The 19,181-nt window shown below is 73.4% G+C and carries 12 protein-coding genes; 3 read left to right on the forward strand and 9 right to left on the reverse strand.

The window, feature by feature from the left end; genetic code table 11:
• The first annotated feature begins 52 nt into the window (after positions 1–52).
• Positions 53–1,360, forward strand: a complete 1,308-nt coding sequence (locus AWQ68_RS00540) for an acyltransferase family protein (RefSeq protein ID WP_157544726.1) — start codon at positions 53–55, stop codon at positions 1,358–1,360.
• An 11-nt stretch (positions 1,361–1,371) separates the two neighbouring features.
• Here AWQ68_RS00540 and AWQ68_RS00545 read toward each other — a convergent pair whose 3' ends face one another.
• Positions 1,372–3,300 (reverse strand): glycosyltransferase family protein, encoded by a 1,929-nt coding sequence (locus AWQ68_RS00545; RefSeq protein WP_066932858.1) that lies wholly within the window; start codon positions 3,298–3,300, stop codon positions 1,372–1,374.
• Positions 3,301–3,380: 80 nt separating this feature from the next.
• Here AWQ68_RS00545 and AWQ68_RS00550 point away from each other — a divergent pair, with 80 nt between their 5' ends.
• Positions 3,381–4,133 carry a class I SAM-dependent methyltransferase gene (locus tag AWQ68_RS00550; protein WP_245655682.1) on the forward strand — a complete coding sequence of 251 codons (753 nt, stop codon included), beginning with the start codon at positions 3,381–3,383 and terminating at the stop codon, positions 4,131–4,133.
• Here the strand turns inward: AWQ68_RS00550 and pgfA are convergent.
• From pgfA to AWQ68_RS00585, 8 genes are all read right to left on the reverse strand, one after another.
• Positions 4,074–5,117, reverse strand: a complete 1,044-nt coding sequence (pgfA, locus tag AWQ68_RS00555) for a cell envelope lipid trafficking protein PgfA (protein ID WP_066932861.1) — start codon at positions 5,115–5,117, stop codon at positions 4,074–4,076. The genes AWQ68_RS00550 and pgfA overlap by 60 nt on opposite strands.
• On the reverse strand, positions 5,114–6,979 hold the full coding sequence (locus tag AWQ68_RS00560; RefSeq protein ID WP_157544728.1) for a hypothetical protein: 1,866 nt from the start codon (positions 6,977–6,979) through the stop codon (positions 5,114–5,116). The genes pgfA and AWQ68_RS00560 overlap by 4 nt, the downstream gene beginning before the upstream one ends.
• Positions 6,980–6,984: 5 nt before the next feature.
• Positions 6,985–11,325: an alpha-(1->3)-arabinofuranosyltransferase gene (locus AWQ68_RS00565; protein ID WP_066932867.1), complete on the reverse strand. Its 4,341-nt coding sequence runs from the start codon at positions 11,323–11,325 to the stop codon at positions 6,985–6,987.
• A complete protein-coding gene (locus AWQ68_RS00570) occupies positions 11,322–12,569 on the reverse strand; it encodes a glycosyltransferase family 4 protein (RefSeq protein ID WP_245655683.1) in 1,248 nt (415 codons plus the stop codon). Before AWQ68_RS00570 ends, AWQ68_RS00565 begins: the two co-directional genes overlap by 4 nt.
• Positions 12,570–12,812: 243 nt before the next feature.
• A complete protein-coding gene (locus tag AWQ68_RS45560) occupies positions 12,813–12,944 on the reverse strand; it encodes a hypothetical protein (RefSeq protein WP_281195720.1) in 132 nt (43 codons plus the stop codon).
• A gap of 136 nt (positions 12,945–13,080) precedes the next feature.
• The gene (locus AWQ68_RS00575) at positions 13,081–14,814 is read right to left on the reverse strand and encodes an MmpA family trehalose lipid delivery protein (RefSeq protein ID WP_245655684.1); all 1,734 of its coding nucleotides are present in this window, start codon (positions 14,812–14,814) and stop codon (positions 13,081–13,083) included.
• Positions 14,815–14,872: 58 nt separating this feature from the next.
• Positions 14,873–17,104 carry an acyl-CoA dehydrogenase family protein gene (locus AWQ68_RS00580; protein WP_066932873.1) on the reverse strand — a complete coding sequence of 744 codons (2,232 nt, stop codon included), beginning with the start codon at positions 17,102–17,104 and terminating at the stop codon, positions 14,873–14,875.
• A gap of 79 nt (positions 17,105–17,183) precedes the next feature.
• Positions 17,184–17,963: a hypothetical protein gene (locus tag AWQ68_RS00585; RefSeq protein ID WP_157544730.1), complete on the reverse strand. Its 780-nt coding sequence runs from the start codon at positions 17,961–17,963 to the stop codon at positions 17,184–17,186.
• 90 nt (positions 17,964–18,053) lie between these two features.
• Between AWQ68_RS00585 and AWQ68_RS00590 the strand changes: the two genes are divergently transcribed.
• Entirely contained in the window at positions 18,054–19,148 is a 1,095-nt protein-coding gene (locus AWQ68_RS00590; protein WP_066932879.1) for a S1C family serine protease, read from the forward strand.
• Positions 19,149–19,181: the final 33 nt, after the last annotated feature.

Raw genomic sequence — 19,181 nt, forward strand, 5'->3', positions numbered from 1 at the left:
TTCGCGATATGTTAGTGCGGAGAGTGATCCACGTCACGAGGGATGCGGAAAAGTGACCGAAACAGGTTCTAAAAACGGCCCGCTCTCCCTCCCTCCGACCGCCCTTCCGAACGAGCCGGCGCCGGGGTCTCCCGAGCCGGTCGGGTTGCCCTCCGTCAGCGGGCACGAGACGTCGCTCGACGGCATCCGCGCGCTCGCCGCCTTCGGCGTCCTGCTGTTCCACGTCGCGATCGAGACCGGCGCCGCGCTGCGCAACGGCTTCGTCGGCGGGCTGCTGGCCCGGGGCGAGGTGGGTGTGCCGATCTTCTTCACGCTGTCCGGGCTGCTGCTGTACCGGCCGTGGGCCCAGTCCGTGCTCGCCGGCGGCCGCGAGCCGGACACGCAGACCTACCTGTGGAAGCGGTTCTTCCGCATCATGCCGGCGTACTGGCTGGTCGTCGTGGTCGCCCTGCTGCTCTGGGCCGAGGAGCACCGCACGGACGCGTGGACGTGGACCGAGATGCTGCTGCTCCTGCACAACTACGACATCGACCACTGGTGGTTCGGCCTCGGCCCCCGCGGGCTCGGCCAGATGTGGAGCCTCTCGGTCGAGGTCGCGTTCTACCTCACCCTGCCGATCATGGCCGCGCTGCTCCGCGCGTACGCGACCAGGGGAGGCGTCACGGACGTCGGCCGCCGGGCCAGGCGGCTGCTGGTCGGCCTCGCCGCCGTCGGGGCGCTCTCGTACGTCTACACGATCTTCGAGTTCCATCCCGAGTACCGGCCCTGGATGAACCTGTGGCTGCCGCGCTCGTGGACGTTCTTCGTCCCCGGCATGATGCTCGCGGTGCTCGCCGCCTGGGCGCGTCTGGAGGACGGCCTGCCGCGCCGCCTCTGCCACGCCGTCACCTCGTCCACCGGAACCCTCTGGCTGGTCGCGGCCCTGGCGTACGTCATCGCCTCGACGCCCGTCACCGGGGCGCGGTTCGTCGGCATCGACGGGCTGTGGACCGGCCTGTTCGAGCAGGTCCTCTACACCACGGTGGCGTTCTGCCTGGTCGCGCCGGCCGCGCTGCAGCCCGACCGGCCGAACGTCGTGCGCTCCCTGCTCGGCAACCGGGTGATGAGCCACCTCGGCCGGATCTCCTACGGCGTGTTCCTCTGGCAGTTCGTCGTCCTCTACCTGTGGTACGAGTTCACCGGCCAGCAGACCTGGACCGGCGACCTGCTGCTCAACTTCGTCCCGGTGGCCGCGCTCACCGTCCTGGTCGCGCACCTGACCTACCGGTTCGTCGAGGAGCCCGCCCGCCGCCTGATCCGCTACGTGAACACGCCGCGGTCCGCGGAGCCGAGGGAGCGGGCCCTCGAACCCGCTCCCTGACCGGGTCGCCGTCAGCGGGACTCGGCGGGGACCGCCGCGCCGAAGGCCACCGCCTTGAGGCAGAACCCGGCGGTCTCCGGGGCGTCGAGGGCGATGCGCAGCCCCGTCCCGGCCCCCGGGTGGGGGAAGTAGACGAGCCGGTTCTCCCCCGTCGCGGGCAGGTCGATCCGCCGGGTCACCGTGCCCAGGGACACCTCGACCGTGACGGGACGCGCGCTGCGGTACGACAGGGCACCCACCCCCTCGGGGCCGCCGAGCGCCTCGACGGGGAAGGCGACGGCGCCGGACCGCAGCTCGTAGCACGTCCGTTCCCTGCCCGCGGCGCGGCGGCCCGTGGTCCCCGTGGCCCTGCCGCCGTCCCCGTTCAGGTTCTCCGCCATGTCGAAGTACCCGAAAAGGTGATCTATCGGCACTATCTTCCCCGAGTCGTCCACGACATACGGCTGTTCGGCCGGGGCGGGGTCGCGCATCCGGGCCCGGACCGCCTCGTCCGCGAGCGGGGCGAGGACGCGCGAGGTCAGCCGCCGGTCGCCGTTCCACGGCAGGACCACGTGATCGGGAACAGGCCGGGGATAGATCTGGGCGCCCTCGGGGAGCCGCGCCAGCGAGTCCACCACGTTCTCCACGTACGGCCGGACCCGGTCGGCGGCGGTGAGCGTGTTCCCGTACGCGTTGACGGACGCCACCGAGGCCACCAGGAACGCGACGGTGAGCAGGACCGTGGTCAGCGGCATGACGCCGGGCAGCCGCCTGCGGTAGGCGTCGTCCTCGCCCCGGAGCGGCAGCGCACTCAGCGCGAGGCAGACGGCGAAGACGACGACGGCGTCGGCGACGTAGCGGGTCTCGGTGCCGACCAGCGCCGTGTACCTGCCCCGCGCCAGGATGGTCGGGATCGCGTCCGCGACGACGACGTAGAGGGCGGCGACGGTCCACGCCCGCCAGGCGCCCCTGCGGTGGAGGCAGGTGAACGCCACCACGGCGGCCAGCGCCAGCCACGCCACCACGATCATGGCGATCGGCGGGTCGGCGAACCCTCCGGTTCCGGCCAGGCCGCCCCAGTTCAGCGGGCCGCCGACGATCCCGGTCGGGAAGGTGCGGCCGAGCATCCAGCCGACGAGGTCGCGGGCCACGTCCGCCTTGGGGACTCCCGCCCCCTCCTCCCCCGCGGTCCCCTGCCGCAGGAGGTAGAGCAGGGCGTAGCCGGCGAGCAGCGCCGCGTACGCGCCCCAGAGGCGGGGGCGGGCGCGCACCTCGCGGACCGCCGTCCGCGCCCAGCCGCGCGTACGGTCCGCCCCGAAGTACGCGGTGGTGAGGGCGAAGGTCACGAGGGGCAGGAAGGCGCCCTTGGTGGAGAACGCCATCCCGAAGGCCGCCCAGGCCAGGCCGCGCCAGGCGTGCCGCGCGGTCCCGGCGCGCAGGAACCGCGCGTGCGCGGCCAGGGAGAACACCATGGCGACCTGGAGCGGCACGGCGTTGAGCGCGGCCGACCACCAGCTCAGCGCGGGCACGGTGAGCGGCGCGAAGAGGTACAGGGCGAGCGGGACGAGGATGCCGACCCGGTCGCCGAAGAGGCGGCGCAGCAGGACCAGCATCCCCACGGACGCCGCCGCCTGCAGCGCCAGCATGACGGCGGCGACCAGGAACCAGTTATAGGGCGCGATCCGGGAGAGCACCCAGACGAGGGCGAGCGCGCCGGGCATGAGGTGCCCCTTGTGCACCCGGGTGAGGTAGTCCCAGGTGAGGCCGTGCTCGTACGCGTCCCCGACGAAGAGGAAGTCGTCCTCGATGAAGTAGCCGCGCGCGAGCATCCCGGCCTTGAGCACCAGCGAGATCACGATCAGCGCGAGCGCCGCGAGGACGACCGGACCCAGCCTCAGCGAGGGGATGCGGATCTGGACGACGTCCGGCCGCCCCTCTCGCGCGACGTCCGTCTCGGTCATGGAGGACCCTTCCGCAGAATTCGTCAATGAAACACGTTCTATATCGCAACACGTTCTATATACCGTGTAGGCTCCGCCGCGTGGAGACCCACATCCCACCCTTCCGCGCCGATCTCGGTCGCTCGGTCCGGCTGCTGAGCGCGTTCCGCAAGGAGCAGACCGACCCCGACTTCTTCTACGGCATGCTCGCCGCCGACACGGTCGCCCAGCTCCGCGGCTACACCCGCCTGGACGGGGCGCTCGTCCTGGACGTGGGCGGCGGCCCGGGATACTTCGCCGACGCCCTCCGAGAGGCCGGCGCGCGCACGGTGTGCGTCGACTGCGACGCGGGCGAGATGCGGGCCAGGGACGGCGCGATGCCGGAGGGCGCGGTGCTCGGCAGCGCCCTCTGCCTGCCGCTGCGCACCGGCTCCGTGGACGTCTGCTTCTCCTCCAACGTGCTGGAACACGTTCCGGATCCGCGCGCGATGGCCGCCGAGATGGTCCGGGTCACCCGGCCGGGAGGGCTCATCTACCTCTCGTACACGAGCTGGTTCTCGCCCTGGGGCGGCCACGAGACCTCGCCGTGGCACTACCTGGGCGGCCACCGCGCGGCCCGCCGCTACGAGCGCCGGTACGGCCGTCGTCCCAAGAACGTCTACGGCGAGAGCATGTACGCGGTGACCGTGGCCGAGATGCTCGCCTGGGCCCGCCGTGAGCACCTCCGGGGGGACGCGGAGCTGGTCGAGGCGCTCCCGCGCTATCACCCCCGGTGGGCCAGGCATGTCGTCCTCCTACCGGGCGTCCGCGAGGTCGTGACCTGGAACCTGCTCCTCGTGCTCCGCAGACGCTGACCTGCGGAGCAGGAGCCCCGCGCCGACCAGGACGGCGCCGAGGGCGACCCCGGCGATCGGGAGGACCACGCGGATCCACCGCGTCCACGACGCGAACGCCTCGGCCTCGGCCAGGTTCGCGGCCAGATCCTCCGCCGGCGTGCGCAGGTCCGCCTGGAGGGCGACCAGCCGGTCCACGCCGTCGGCGGTGCGGAAGGTGTGCCGGACCCGCTCCTCGGTCTTGACCGGGACGCCGCTGACCGGCTCCACCCAGATCGTCCGCTCGGTCCCCGCCCAGCGGGTGACGGGCGCCGAGCGCGTCATGGGCAGGCCGAGCAGCCGCCCGGGGAGCGGCGTCGCCACGTCCTCCGTCTTCACCGGCAGGGTGCGCTGCGTGTACCGGTAGGTGAGCGTGCCGTTCAGCGTCTCGGCACCGGAAAACGTGATGGGCAGCGCCCGCCGCGCCTCGACGTCGTAGTACTCGTAGTCGCGCTGTTCCGCGCCGAGTGGCCACCGGAAGGCCAGGCCGGACTGGCGGGCCGAGGTGTCGCCGTCCACGTACGCGCCGCAGCAGTCGACGATCGCGCCGGTCCGCCGGTCGAAGGCGACCCGCCGCTCGTGGTAGCCGATCCGGTCGCCTTCGAGGGTGGTGAGCGAGGCGAACTCGATCCACACCGCGTGGTCGTCGTCCCCTGCCTTCGCGTCGCCGGTGACCGTACGGGTCAGTACGATCGGCCCGGTGCGCGTCCGCTGGGTCGCCGGATCGAAGAACGTCGCCGACTTGGCGTACAGGCGGGCGACCGACGACCGCTCCAGCGGCGCGCGCACCACCTGGTCGTACACGTAGCCGCGCAGCAGCGGCACCAGCGTCAGCAGGAAGCCGCCCGCGCCGACCAGCACCAGGGCCAGGGCGCGCCGCGTGGCGGCCGTGCGCAGCAGGGCGGCGGCCGCGCGGACCGCGCTCGCGAGGACCGGGTTGGACGTCAGGGTCGTGGGCGGGGTCATGGCGTGGGCACGGCCTCCCCGACGGTGACGTCGCCGGTGCAGAAGCCGCTGCCCGCCGGGACGTCGGTGACCAGCACCCGGTCGACGCCGGGCGGTACGAGGAAGAAGACCTTGCCGAAGCCCTCCCTGAGGAAGAGCCCGGTGCTTCGATCCCCGATCCACAGCGTCACCCTGACCGCCACGCGCGAGGCGTAGCCGAGCCGGACCAGCGTGCCGGCCGGGCCCGGGGCCGCGGTCGGCCTCCTGATCGGCACCTCGACGGCGGCTCCGGACGCCGGCCAGCACCCGTCGAGGGTGGTCGGCACGGTCCTCTCCCCCTTCACCTCGGCCGGGACGAGCCGCCCGGCGGCGTCGAAGACGAACCCCACGGGCGACGCCGGGGGCCGGTACATCCGCTCGCGCAGCTTCGGCGTCGCGAGCGGCCCGAGCACCCGCGACGTCAGCGCGTACGAGCCGTAGGACGGGGCCACGACGTCGGCGGGCGCCGTCCGGTCGTAGACGACGGCGTCGGCGGGCGCGGCGGCGAGGGCCCGCCCGGCGGTCGCGACGTAGGAGTGGCGCCGCGCGCTCCCGAGGTGGCCGCCGAAGACGGCCGTGGACGCCAGGGAGGCCACCGTGAAGCCGCCCACCACCAGGCCGCCCAGGCCGTGGACGACCTCCCGGGACGGCAGCGCCCTGCGGTACGGTTCCGCCTCGCCCGCCAGGGGCAGCACGGCGAGGGCCGCGACCAGCGCGAGCAGCGGCATCGCGTCCGCCACGTAGCGCGAGTCGCTGCCCGCGAAGGAGCCCACCAGGGAGACGCGGCCATAGAGGGGCGGCACGATGTCCGCGACCACGACGTACGCCAGGAGGATCCCCCACGCGGCGGCGGCGTGGCGGCGGTAGCGCACGGTGCCGGCGAACAGGGCGGCGGCCGTCACGAAGGAGAGCGCGACGAGCACGCCGGGCGGCGACGTCACCGCCCAGTCGCCGCCGGAGAACCACTTCCACGGCCCCCCGAGCACGGTCGGCAGGAACGTGCGCGCGACCAGTCCCCACACGAACCCGATCGCGTCGTCCACCTCGGGCACGCGACCGCCCTCGGCGTCGCCCGCCGCCACGCGGACCAGGTACACCGCCAGGTAGGCGAGGAGCGTCCCGCCGTACAGGAGCCAGACCCGGGTGTGCCGTCGCAGCGCGGCGCGCGGGCCGCCGAAGTAGACGGCGGTCAGCGCGAGCAGAACGAGCGGGATCGCGAACGCCTTGAGGAAGAAGGCCAGCCCGAACAACGTCCACCCGGCGGCGGCCGCGACGTGGACGGCCCGCCCGGAGCGCAGGTACAGCACGTGCGAGGCGACCGCCATGGGCAGCGCGATCTGCAGCGGCACGGTATTGAGGCCGGCCGCCCACCAGGCGAGCGCGGGCACGGTCACCGGGGCGACGAGAAAGACGAGCAGCGGCACGACGACGGCCCGCCGCGGCCCGAACACCACCCGGAGCATCCGGAAGACGGCCAGGCCGGCGCACGCGTGCAGCGCGAGCACGGTGCCGCTCGCCAGGCCCCACCCGTACGGCGCGAGCCGGGCGGTCACCCAGGCGAGCAGGAAGCCGCCGGGCATGAACTGGCCGTGGTGGACCCGCGTGAGGTAGTCCCAGGTGAGGCCGCTCTCGGCGGCGCGCGCCATGAACTCGAAGTCGTCCTCCTTGAAGAACGCCTCGGCGACGACGGACGCCTTCCACGCGGTCTGCAGCAGGACGAGTCCGAGCGCGGCGAGGAGGAGGCCGTGCCGGCGGAGGAGGTCACGCGCGCCGCGCAGGAAGGACACGAGTTCGGGCGGGAGCGTGATCCGGATCTTCGCCGTTCCCTCGACGGGCGTGATCACGTTTGTCACGGTACTCCCGAAAGGCTGGGATCACGAGTGGCGATCTCGACCCGCGGCAGCGAGGGCGCCCGGACGGCGACCGGCCTGCCGGGGATGTTCCCGAACAGGCAGGCGAGCAGCGCCAGGCAGAGGAGCTGGGGCACCAGGTCGGTCAGCGGGCGGCCCCACGCGGTGTTCTCCACGCCGAGCAGGTACGTCCCCACGGCCAGGCTCAGCCCGGCGAGGGCGAACGACACGATCCCGAGGCGCGGCGAGGCGAGCGCCCGCAGCAGGCGGAACAGGGCGCCGCGTCTGGCGTGCGCGGCGGTCGAGATCCGGCGGAACCACAGCGTCGCGGCGAAGACCGCGGCCAGCACGACGAGGCCCACGACGCCGCCGGTCCAGAAGCCGTACGCGGCCGTGACCGGCCAGAGCCACCGCGCCGCGACACGCCTGGGCGCGCAGGCGGGCAGCGCGGGGCCGTCCCGGCGGCGGGTGGGGGCCAGCGCGAGCGCGACCACGAGGAGGGAGAGGACGCCTCCCGCCACCAGCCCGGCGCGGTACACCGCGTCCGGCTCATACCGCATGGTCACGGTCCCCGCCGTGCCCTCGGGCAGGATCCACGCCTGCCGCCAGCCGTCGAGCCGCGCCGCGGTCAGCTCCCGGTCGCCCGCGTAGGCGTGCCAGCCCTGGTTGAAGTTCTCGTTGACGACCAGGTAGCTCTCCCGGCCCGCCGCGACCCGGACCCGGCGCTCCCAGCCGGTCCACTCCTCCTCGTCGACCGCGCGCATCGCGGTGGCCGGCGCCGTCGCCGCCCCCGGAGCCCGCACGACCGCCGCCTGGATGCGGTACGGATCGTCCGCCGCCGCGGTCAGCCGGGTCTCTCCGGGGAGGACGCTCACCCGCTCGCACGTCCGGAACGTCAGCGGCCGGCCGGCCAGGACGTCCGCCAGCGTGCCCCCGACGATCTCGGTGTTCACCGGCACGTCGTTGACCCGCAGCGTCGGGCCGTAGCCGCAGGGCAGCCGCAGCGCGAAGCCGCCCAGCCCACCGAGGGGACGCACGCCGGGGATCGTGATGTCGGTGACCTCCAGCGAGCGCGAGCTGGGCGCGCTGAACTCGATGGTCAGCTCGCGCGCCTTGAGCGGAGGGAAGGCGATCCACCCGTTCCGGCCCACCCAGCCCTCGCGGACGCCGCCGTCCTTCGCCCGCAGCGTCACCCGTACGGGAGGGGCCCCGAGATGGGAGTCGGGGAAGACGACCTTGATCCGGGACAGCGTGGTCTCGCGGGCGAGCCGCACGTCGAGCGACGGCCTGCGGTCGAACGGATAGGCGTACCAGACCGTCTTGGGGTCGCCGTCGAAGGCCGACCTGGCGAGCGCGGCCGGGTGGCCGGTGAAGGTCGAGGAGGTCGTGACGGTCAGCGGGTCGTTCGGGAGCGTGGTGAGCTTCTCGACCGCCGTGCGGTCGGTGAGCACGGCCTGGCCGGTGACGACCCGGTCGCCCGACCCCTGCGAGACGTAGGAGCGGTCGAAGCCGTACCCGTCCTCGCCCAGCACCTCCAGCCGCCCGGAACACGTCCACACGTAGGAGCCGCGCATGCAGGCCGGCACGTTCCCGTTGCGGCTGAACGACACGGTCGCCTCGCCGGACCGGTCGCCGGGCACCTCGGGGACGACGACGGTGCGGCCCGGCCGCACGCCGGGGATGGTCAGCTCGGCGACGCCGACCCGGCTGCCGAGCGTCGTCTTCGGCGGGTAGGCCAGCCGGGTGACCCGGACGCGGACCCGGCTCGTCTCGCCGGGCGGGACGGCGAGCCGCTGCTCCGCCTCGGTGTCGCGTACGGGCTGCCGCAGTGTGCCCGCGTCGGTCTCCACCTCGATCTCCGCCGGCGGCGGTCCGATCGCGGCCTGCTCCAGCGCGATCGTCACGTACGGCAGCTGGACCGGCCGGGTGAGGCGCACCTCCAGCCACTCGCCGACCGCTCCCTTCCAGCCGCTGGAGCGCCAGCTCGTCCGCAGGTCCCCGTCCAGCGCCGCGTACGGCTGGTGCCCGGGGTCGCGCGAGCCCGGCATGGCGGTCACGTCCGCCTCGGACGAGGAGGCGCGCACGTCCACGATCTCGAACAGCCGGGCGGTCGACTGGAACGTCGTCCACGCCGGATCGGTCAGGTCGGTGCCCGGGTCGGGGTCGTCCCTGGTCAGGGTGGCGGTGGACGCCTGCCTGAGGTCGCTGACCGCGACCCCCCTCTTCCGCAGGGTGTCGGTGACGATCGTGTCGTACGGCGGGATGTCCAGCGCGCCCGGGTCGTCCCCGAGGATCACCGGGCGGTCGCCGGAGAGGAGGTCCTGCTCGGCGAGGGTGAGCAGGGCCTCCGGCGCCCCGCCCACCCGCAGCGCGCCCTCGACCGGCACGGTGCCGGCGCGCGGCGCGGGGTTCTCGACCTGGTAGATCTCCACCGCGTGGTACGGCTGGTCCAGCCAGCCGGAGGCGGTGTCGTTCCGGGCGATCCCGACCCCGGGGCCGAACCTCGCCACCAGCCTGAGGCCGGGCGAGTCCTCGATCGCCTGATGGACGCGGGCCGGCCAGGCGCCGCCGATCGTGCGCCGGTCGAGGTCGTTGCGCACGACGAGGTGGGAGACCCCGATCCGGCGCAGGGTGGCGGTGAGCCCGGCCGACCCCTGGCCGCTGGAGAAGCGGTCGTCGATGGCCGCGAGCAGCCGGGTGACGCCCGCCGACCCCCACGGCACGATGGTGTGCGTCGCCCAGCGCGCGGTGAGCAGCGGCTGCATGGGCTCGTCGAGGGGGCGGCCCCACAGGTATTCGCCGTGCTTGGACCCGGGCAGGGCGAGCACCGTGCCGTCGCCCGCGTTGTCGTCCAGCCAGGTGGTCGCCTGCTTCCAGTAGTCCGGGATCTCCGCGAACGCCCCGGAGGGGGCGAGCCCCTGGGCGACCACGGGCACGCAGGTGAGCGCGACCAGCGCGGCGCTCGCCGCGGCGAGCCGCGGCCGCCACCGCGCCCGGGCCAGGGTGAGCAGCCCGGCCAGGCCGAGCACCATGGGCAGGCGGATCAGCGCGTCGAACTTGTGCAGGTTGCGGAACGGCGCGAGCACGCCGTCGAGCAGGCCGAGCACGGGAGGGTTGAGCGGGCCGGCGACCGCGCTGGCGTGCCCGGCGACCACGATCGCCACCCCGGTGAGGAGCGAGATCAGCAGGAAGGCGCGCTCGGGCAGGTCGCGGCGCAGCAGGCCGGCCAGTCCGAGGCAGGCGATCAGCACCGTGACGACGATCAGCCAGGGGCGCAGCGCGTGCTCGTAGGCCGCCGCCATCCACGGCTCGCCGTCCACGGACAGGAACGCGAGCCAGCTCGACGTGCCGCGCAGGGTGTTGGTGAGCGACGTGACCTGCGTGGTGGCGGCGGCGTTCTCGATGTACGGCAGGAACGAGAAGACGTACCGGCCCATCACCAGCAGCGGGACCAGCCACCAGCAGGCGACGGCGGCGACCGCGCCGAGCCACCAGGCGAGCAGCCGCCGGCGGCGCGGCCCCGGCGCCCGGGTGAGCAGGTAGACGAAGGGGACGATCAGCACGGCCAGTTCGGCCGCCGCGTTGACGCCGCCGCAGAACAGGAACGCGACCCCCGACAGCGCCGCCGCCCGGCGCGGCCCCAGCTCACCCCTGGCCCCCTTGACCAGCGGCAGCATGACCCACGGCAGCATCGCGCTGGGCAGGAACTCCGAGGAGTTGATGCCGATCAGCGCCTGCGCGTGGGGGGCCAGCGCGTACGCGAACCCGGCTAGGATCCGGGCGCCCGGCGTGCCGATCCGCAGCGCACGGGCGAGCTGGACCGTCCCGAGGAAGGCGGCGCACAGCACGAACGTCATCCACAGGCGCTGCACGTTCCACGCGGGCATGTCCAGCGCGAGGAACAGCGCGTAGAAGGGGCCCATCGGGAACAGGTAGCCGTACGCCTGGTTCTGCAGGTGGCCGAAGTAGGCGTCGTCCCACAGGTGCAGCGCGCGGCCGAGGAACGCGAGCGGGTTGACCGCCATGTCGAGCTTGGTCTCGGCGATGATCTTCTCGGTGGCGGTGTTGAAGGCCACCGCGGCGAGGAGCAGGCATCCCGCGAGCAGGCGCAGCCGATGCCGAAAGCGCCCGCTGTAGCCGCCGTCCCCGCCACCGCCGTCCCCGCCACCACCGTCCCGTCCGCCGTCGTCACCGGCGTCGTGGTTCGGCCACGCCCCGGGGTCGGCCCCGGCGCGGCTCTCCGTGTCGTTCTCGCGGCCGTTCCGGGGGACGTTCCCGGGGCCGTTCTCGTGGTCTGAAGGGGGTGGTGCCACCTGGCGGATCCAGCCGGCAAGGGTCACTGAGCTGCTCCGGGAAAGGGGGTGCTCTTGGCGAGCTCGGCGGCGACGAGATCCGCCATGCTAGCTCCGGTTTTGCCCCATGTGAACTCCCTTGCCCAGTTTCGGCATGCGTCCTGGATCCGGGCGCGCCGCTCCGGGTCGGCCAGCTCCTTGAGCGCGCGTTCGACGACGGTGGCCAGACAGTCGCCCTCGCGCACCAGCCAGCCGGTCACCCCGTCGTTGACCGAGTCGCGCAGCCCGGCCACGTCGTACGCCACGGTGGGCACGCCGAGCGCCGCCGCCTCGATCACCGTGAGGCCCCAGCCCTCGAACTCCGAGGCGGTCACGTTGAGCACCGCCGCCTTGATGACCGCGTTCTTCTCCGGCTCCGAGAGGTAGCCGTGCAGGCGCACCCGCTCGGTCACGCCGCGCTCCCGCGCGCGGTCCGCGAGCCGGTCCAGCTCCGGACCGCGCCCGACCACGTGGACGGCCAGGCCCGGCCACGCCTCGCGCAGGTCGGCGGCCAGGTCCACGACCCGGTCGATCCGCTTGTGCCCGACGAGGCGGCCCACGTACACGAGGGCCGGCTCGCCCTCCACCGGCATGTCCGCGACGGGCCGGGCGACCGGGCTCCCGTTGGGGACGATCACGATCGGCGCCCGCCAGCGCAGCCGGGCGCGCAGCTCGTCGCGCGACGACTCCGAGACGGTGACCGTGGTCCGGTTCCGGTACACGACGCGGGCGACCGGCCCCTCGACGAAGCAGCCGATCCACGCCAGCCAGCGGGGGAAGAACGCGTAGAACTGCCGGTCGTGGACGTGGTGGACCAGCGACACGACGGCGGTGCGCCGCGCGACGACCAGGGGCGCGAAGAACGGGATGCCGTTCATCGAGTCGATGACCAGGTCGAACCTCCGCCGCCTGAGCAGCAGCCACAGCGGCACCAGCAGGTAGACGAGGTAGCGGTTGCCCATCCGCCGCAGCTCGATGCCGTCCCGCAGCTCGGCCGCGCGCTGCCCGGGCTCCCGGCTCGTGACGAAGTGGACCAGCGCGCCCTCGCCCACGAGGAAGCGGCTGACCTGCCAGGCGTACTCCTCGGCGCCCCCGGCGACCGACTGGAGCGGTTCGCGGAAGTTGAGCACGGCGACCCGCACGCCGCGCAGGGAGGGCTGGGAGGCGGCGGCGGGCCCGAGGAGCTGGGGACGGTGCCGGCCGCGCCGCTCGGGCGCGAACGGGCCACTCGCTCCCACATCCGGTACGGCCACGATCGCTCCTCCCGTTCCTCGTACGGCTCCGCCGCACTTTGGCTCCCTGGTGCCGGCTCCGCCGCACTCTGCTTTCCGACGCGGCTCCGCCGCGCTCTGCGAAGAAAATCGAAAAGGCGGGAAATTTCGTGAATACTTGCGACGGCCCGGAAACCCGGAAAAGGCATGGCGAAACAGAACCCATCGCCCGCCGGGCCCGCGGACCGGATTTACCGGTGATCTAGTTCAGCGCGATCGAAAAGATCAGCGAGTGCCGTAGTTGTAGAGCGGCTTGTTCGGAGGCTCAGGCGTCGGCGAAGCGACGTTGACGACCGCCACCGAGGCGACGCCGGCGAGCACCGCTCCGACCGCCAGCGCGGCCAGCACCTTCAACATCGTGCCTCTCCCTCCCGGATCCGTACGCAGTGTGCCGAGAGTAGAACGTGATACAGGTCATAAGCCAGAGCGTTAGTCAAACCGTGACAATGCAAGTTACCCTCTGGTATCCGGCCAATTGTCCGGTAATCCCAGCTCACAGCCGCAACAAGAGCAGCTCTCCGGCACTCAAAATCGGCCGCGCCCCGGGGAATCGAGACGAGAACTCGTTCTCATTTTTTTGCGCGATGAGAACGAATTTCACGTCTTCGCGGAGGAAGGCCGCGGTGAGCGGGCCGTGCCCGTCCCGGATCAGCGCGCCGATCCGCCGGGCCCGCGGCGCCTCCGCCGCGACCCGGATCGCGCCTCCGGCCCGCCGCTCGACCACGAGCGTGTCGTCCCACAGGACCGGTCGGGCGAACATCTTGGTGGCCGGGTCGAGGATCACCCGCCCGCCGTTCCACGCGAACGCGCGGTGCGCGCCCCACGGCAGCGACACCAACGCGCCCGGGGCCGGGTCGGCATTGACGAGGGCCTGGACCCGCCGCCACTCGTCCGGATAGTCCACCGCCGCCAGTCGGCCGAACGCGCCCAGGGCGAACGTGGGCAGCACCAGCACGGGCACGGCCGCCGCGGCGAACCCCATGCGTCCGAGCCGGTCGGCCACGTACGCGAAGCCCATCGCCTGGCAGAGCACGAGAGGAGCGATGAAGAGTTGGCCGTCGCGGAACGGGCCGAACCCCGGCCACCACCCGATCAGCCCCTTGAGCACGCCAGGTGCGAAGGCGCCCAGGCAGGCCACGCCCAGGCCGGCGACCGCCGCCACCGCGAGCCCCGGCACATACCGCCCGGCGCCGGCGTTCCTCCCCCAACCCCTTCCGGCCAGCCTTACGAACCCGGCGAGGGCGAACCGCCGCTCCCCCGCGACGGCGACCCGGGCGAATCCCACGAACCCGGCCAGCGCCACCACGCTGAGGACGAGACGCACGGCGGCGACACTCCACGAGCCCTGCCCCGGCACCCCCGCCTCGGCGTTCCAGACACCCCCGAGGCTGAGCAGACTGCCGAGCGTCCCGAAGGGCCCGTCGGCCCGCGCCGCGAACGCCTCCACCCCCGCGGGATCCGTGACCGCCCGGCTGAGGAGAGCCGGGACCAGCCACGGCAGGCTCAGCACGCCGACGACCACAACGCTCACCAGAACGGCCCGCGCCCGTTCCGACAGGTCCCGGCGGCCGAGGTGGCGCAGCGGCGTCGCCACCTGGTGGCCGTCGGCCAGGCCACGACCGAGCGCCGCGACCGGCAGCACGACCAGTGCGGAGACGAGCATCGCCTGGAAGCCGCCGACCGCGGCGGGCACGAGCGCCACCGCCAGCCGCGCCGTGTCCCCCGCGACCTCGCGCAGGCGCGCCACGCCGGAGCGGGCGCAGAGCCGGGCCGCCGCGCGCACCGCCCAGGGCAGCCCGGCGAACCCCAGGAGCAGCGCCCACTGGCCGAGCAGCAGCCGCTGCGCGAGATAGGCGTTCCACGCGTAGAAGGCGGCGGCCGCGAGCCGCGCCGCCGTCCGGTCCCCCGGCGACAGCGCCGCCGCCCCTGACGCGGCGAGCACGAAGACGCCGAGCAGGAGCGCCTTCTGCACCACGTCCGCCGGGAGCGCGAGCGACAGCAGCGCCACGACCTGGTCGCTCGGCACCGCCCGGGGAAAACCGCCGGACCCGCCCGATCCGAGGACCAGCGGCGGGTCCGGCACGAACACCATGTCGTACCGCAGCGCGAAGCCGGGTCCCAGCGCCGGCCCGAGCGCCAGCACGCCGAGCAGCAACCCGACGGCGGCCGGGGCGAAGCGCGCGAGCAGGCGGCGGGAGCGGCCTGGCCGCGTCACGTGCGGGCGCACCGGCGCATCGCTCCCTCCACCGCTCCCGGCCCGTCACCGACCGGCGCGGGGAACGGGCCTACTTGCCGGGCTCCGGGTCGCGCGGCAGGCCGAGCATACGCTCAGCGATGATGTTGAGCTGCACCTCGGTCGTGCCCCCGTAGATCGTCATCGCTCGGGTGGCGAGGATGGCCCGGTTCCAGTAGCCCGCGTCGCCGAGCTTCCAGTCGGCGGCGGTCACCGCCGCCGCGCCGAGGAGGCCGACCGCCGCCTGCGCCACGTTCTGCGCGTGCGAGGTGGACAGCAGCTTGCGCACGGACGCGTCGGCGCCGGGCTCGCTCCCGGCGAGCTGCTTGAGCGTGACCCGCAGCGACAGCGCGTTGATCGAGTGGCTCTCGCAGACGACGCGGGCGAGCTCCTGCCGCTCCACCGCGGTGAGCTCCCGGTTCAGCTTGCCGCACAGACCGAGCAGGTCTGGCACCGAGGCGCCGGTCCCGCCCGAACCGGACGACAGCGACACCCGCTCGTTGGACAGGGTGTTGCGGGCGACCTTCCAGCCCTCGTTGACCGCGCCCACGACGAGGTCGTCCGGCACGAACACGTCGTCGAGGAAGACCTCGTTGAACAGGTTCTCCCCCGTCATCTCGGTCAGCGGCCGCACGGTCACGCCCGGCGCCTTCATGTCCACGATGAAGTACGTGATGCCCTCGTGCTTGGGCCGGCTGCTGTCCGAGCGGGCGATGCAGATGGCCCACTCCGCGACGTGCGCGACCGACGTCCAGATCTTCTGGCCGTTGAGCCGCCAGCCGCCCTCGACCTTCTCCGCCTTCATCTGCAGCGAGGCGAGGTCGGAACCCGCGCCCGGCTCGGAGAAGAGCTGGCACCAGATCATCTCGCCGCTCAACGTCGGCGGCAGGAAGCGCTCCTGCTGCTCGGGCGTGCCGTACGTGACGATGGACGGCACGACCCAGGCGCCGATGATCATCTGGGGCAGCGCGACCTTCGCCGCGCGCAGCTCCTGGTGGATCAGCACCTGCTCCAGCGGGCTCGCGCCCCGGCCCCACGGCTTGGGCAGGTGCGGCAGGACGAAGCCGGAGGAGGCCAGCGCGCGCTTCTGCTCGCTGCCCCGCCCGCCGGGGCCGTCCGGCTCGGTGGACAGCTCAGCGATCCGGGCGATCTCCTCCCGGATCGCGACGCGCAGCGGCTCGGCATCCTCGGGCAGGTCGATCTCCATCTCGCGGGAGACGCCGCCGAGCGCCAGCGAGGCGACGGTCTCGGCCCAGTCCGCCGACGGTCCGAGCAGCGCCCGCACGCTCAGCGCGCGCCGGTAGTACAGGTGCGCGTCGTGCTCGAAGGTGTAGCCGATGCCGCCGAACGCCTGGATGGCGTCCTTGGCGCACTGCACGGCCGCGTCGGGAGCCGTCACGCCCGCGATCGCGGCGGCGTAGGCCAGCTCCTCGCCGGTGGCCCGGGTCGCGTCCCACACCGTCGCCCTGGCCTGCTCCAACGCGACCAGCATCCGCGAGATCTTGTGCTTGATGCCCTGGAACTGCCCGATCGGGCGGCCGAACTGCACGCGGACCTTGGCGTAGTCGGCGGCGGCCGAGACGCACCAGGAGGCGACGCCCGCCGCGTCCGCGCCGAGGACGATCGCGGCCAGGTTGAGGACGTCCGGGCCCTCCAGCCCGTCGAGGACGCGCTCGGCGGGCACGGCCACCGACGACACCTCGACCTTGGCCACACCGCGGGTGAGGTCGAGCGACGGGATCGGGGTGACGGTCGCCTGGGCCGCGTCCAGCGCGACCCACTCCTCGCCGCGGTCCGTCGAGACCGGCAGCACCAGCACGTCGGCGAGCGTCGCGCCGAGCACCGGCTCGGCCACGCCGCTGATCGTCAAGACCCCGCCCTCGCGGACGCCGGAGATCGCTCCGGTGAGCGCGACCGCCCCGACCAGGGTGCCGTCGGCCAACCCGGGCAGCAGCTCCGCGTGGGCCTTGCCGTCGGCCGCCAGGATGGCCGCGCCCGCGAGCACGGTCGGCACGATCGGGCCCGGGGCCACCCGCTCCGAGAGCGCCTCGATCGCCACCGCCGCCTCCAGCAGGCCGTACCCGGCGCCGCCGTGCTCCTCGGGGATGTGCAGGCCGAGCAATCCCTGTTCGGCCAGGCCGGCCCAGAAGGGAGGACGTTCCTCGGCCCCGCCGCCGGCGGCCGCCACCGCGCTCCGCACCACGTCGGCGGGGATGGTGCGCTCGGCCCACCCGGTGACCGACTCGCGCAGCGCCTCGTGTTCCTCGCTCAGACCGATCGCCATCCGACCCTCCAGGCTCGAACCATCGCAGGGGAATTTCCCAGAATCATATTCTGGAGGATTGTTCTCCGGCTACATCCCTCTACATGGGACGAAGGGTCCAAAAGAGCATATTGAGGTCGCGATAGAGCTCCTGGCGCGTGTCCGGGACCGTGGCGAACAGCAGCGCGGGCTTCTTTCCGCCGGTGCCGACCACGGCCACGATCGCCTCGGACGCGTGCCTGCGCCCGTCGATCCGGTATGTCACGCGGTAGCCGAGCAGCCACCCCGTCCCCCGCCGCAGCGGTTGCGACGCCGTCCAGTCAAGGGAACCGCCCTCCGGCTGGAAGCGCAGCGTCCACCTGGCCGCCCGCGCCGCGACCGCCCGGTACGCCTCCGGGGTGGTGAGGCCGCCCGGGACCGTTCCCGGCATCGGGCAGGAGACGATCAGCGCCCGGCCCGCGCGCTGCGTGTGCGTGAACGGGGCGGGGTGGGCGGCGGTCCGCCACGGGGCGGCGAACCCGCCGTACCCGATGCCCGATTTCTTGTCCACCACGAAGTCGCCGGCCGGGGTGCCCGCGCCCGGGTGGACGACCATGGACAGCGCCGTGGGGACCGGGGGCAGCCGGACCGGCCGCGGTACGGCCGAGGCGGAAGGGGACGCCGAGACGGTGGGACCGGTCCCCGGCCGCCCCTGGTGGAGCGGCGTGGGCGCGGCCCCCGGCCGGTCGCCGGAGAACGCCGTGAACACCAGCACGATGGCGACGGCCGTCCCCACGGCCGCGAGCGCGGTGTAGATCAGGCGGGCCCGCCGTGGACGTGGAGGCGGCTCCGGCCGCACCTGGGGCATCGGGGTCGTGTAGGGCTCACCAGCCTCGGCCATGCCCGCAGATTACGCGACAAACGCCACGTCGCGACGGCATTGTCACAGTCCGTCAGGAATACCTCCCTCCACGGGGGTAGTCGCTCGCGCATGGGACGTTCACGCACCCTCGGCCGCACCGCGGCGTCGATGGCGTTGCTCGTCTGCGCGGCCTGCGGAAGCCCGATGGCCGGCCTCACCGCCGGCGCTTCCGCCCCGACCGGGACACCGCCCCCGTCACCGTCCGCCCCGGCGGGCGCGACGCCCGCGCACCCGGGCGGCCCGTCCGGGCTGGAGGGCTCGTACGAACAGGTCATCAAGCGGGTCCTGCCATCGATCGTGCAGATCACCACCAACCGGGGCCTGGGCTCCGGCATCGTCTACGACAAGGACGGCCACATCCTGACGAACGCCCACGTGGTGCAGGGGGCCAAGCGGTTCTCGGTGACGCTCGCGACCGGCGGGAAGCAACGGACCGGCCGGCTGATGAACGTCTTCCCGGCCGGCGACCTCGCCGTGATCAAGGTGGACAACACGCAGGGCCTGCAGCCCGCGTCCTTCGGCCGCTCCGCCGACCTGCGGGTGGGCCAGATCGTGCTGGCCATGGGGAACCCGCTCGGCTACTCCGGCAGCGTCACGGAGGGCATCGTCTCCGGGCTGGGCCGCACTGTCAGCGGATCGAGCGGCGAGGGCACGCCCACCTCGACCATCCCGGACGCCATCCAGACCTCCGCCGCGATCAACCCGGGCAACAGCGGCGGCGCGCTCGTGGACATGAGCGGCCGCGTCATCGGCATCCCGAGCCTGGCCGCGGTCGACCCCGAACTGGGCGCGGCGCCCGGCATCGGCTTCGCCATCCCGAGCGACACGGCGTCCGACATCGCCAACCAGATCATCAAGAACGGCAGGGTCGTCAACAGCCACCGGGCGGCGCTCGGCATCCAGGTGGGCACCGCGGTGGACGCGCTGGGCTCGCCGATCGGCGTGCTGGTCGGCCGGGTCACCAACGGAGGCGCCGCCGAACAGGCCGGGATCAGGCCGGGTGACGTGATCGTCAAGGTCAACGACACCCCGACCCCGAACACGACGGCGCTGTCCGAGGCGCTCGCCCGGCTCCAGCCCGGCCAGAGCACCAAGGTCACGCTGCTGTACCCGAGCGGGACCACGAGCACCGTCACCGTCACCCTCGGCCAGCTCCCGGGCTGATCCTGACATTCTTGTGTGAGAAAGGGCGTTCGA

Origin of the sequence: Microtetraspora fusca, from assembly GCF_001570365.1 — a bacterium.
Classification (GTDB): Bacteria; Actinomycetota; Actinomycetes; order Streptosporangiales; family Streptosporangiaceae; genus Microtetraspora; species Microtetraspora fusca.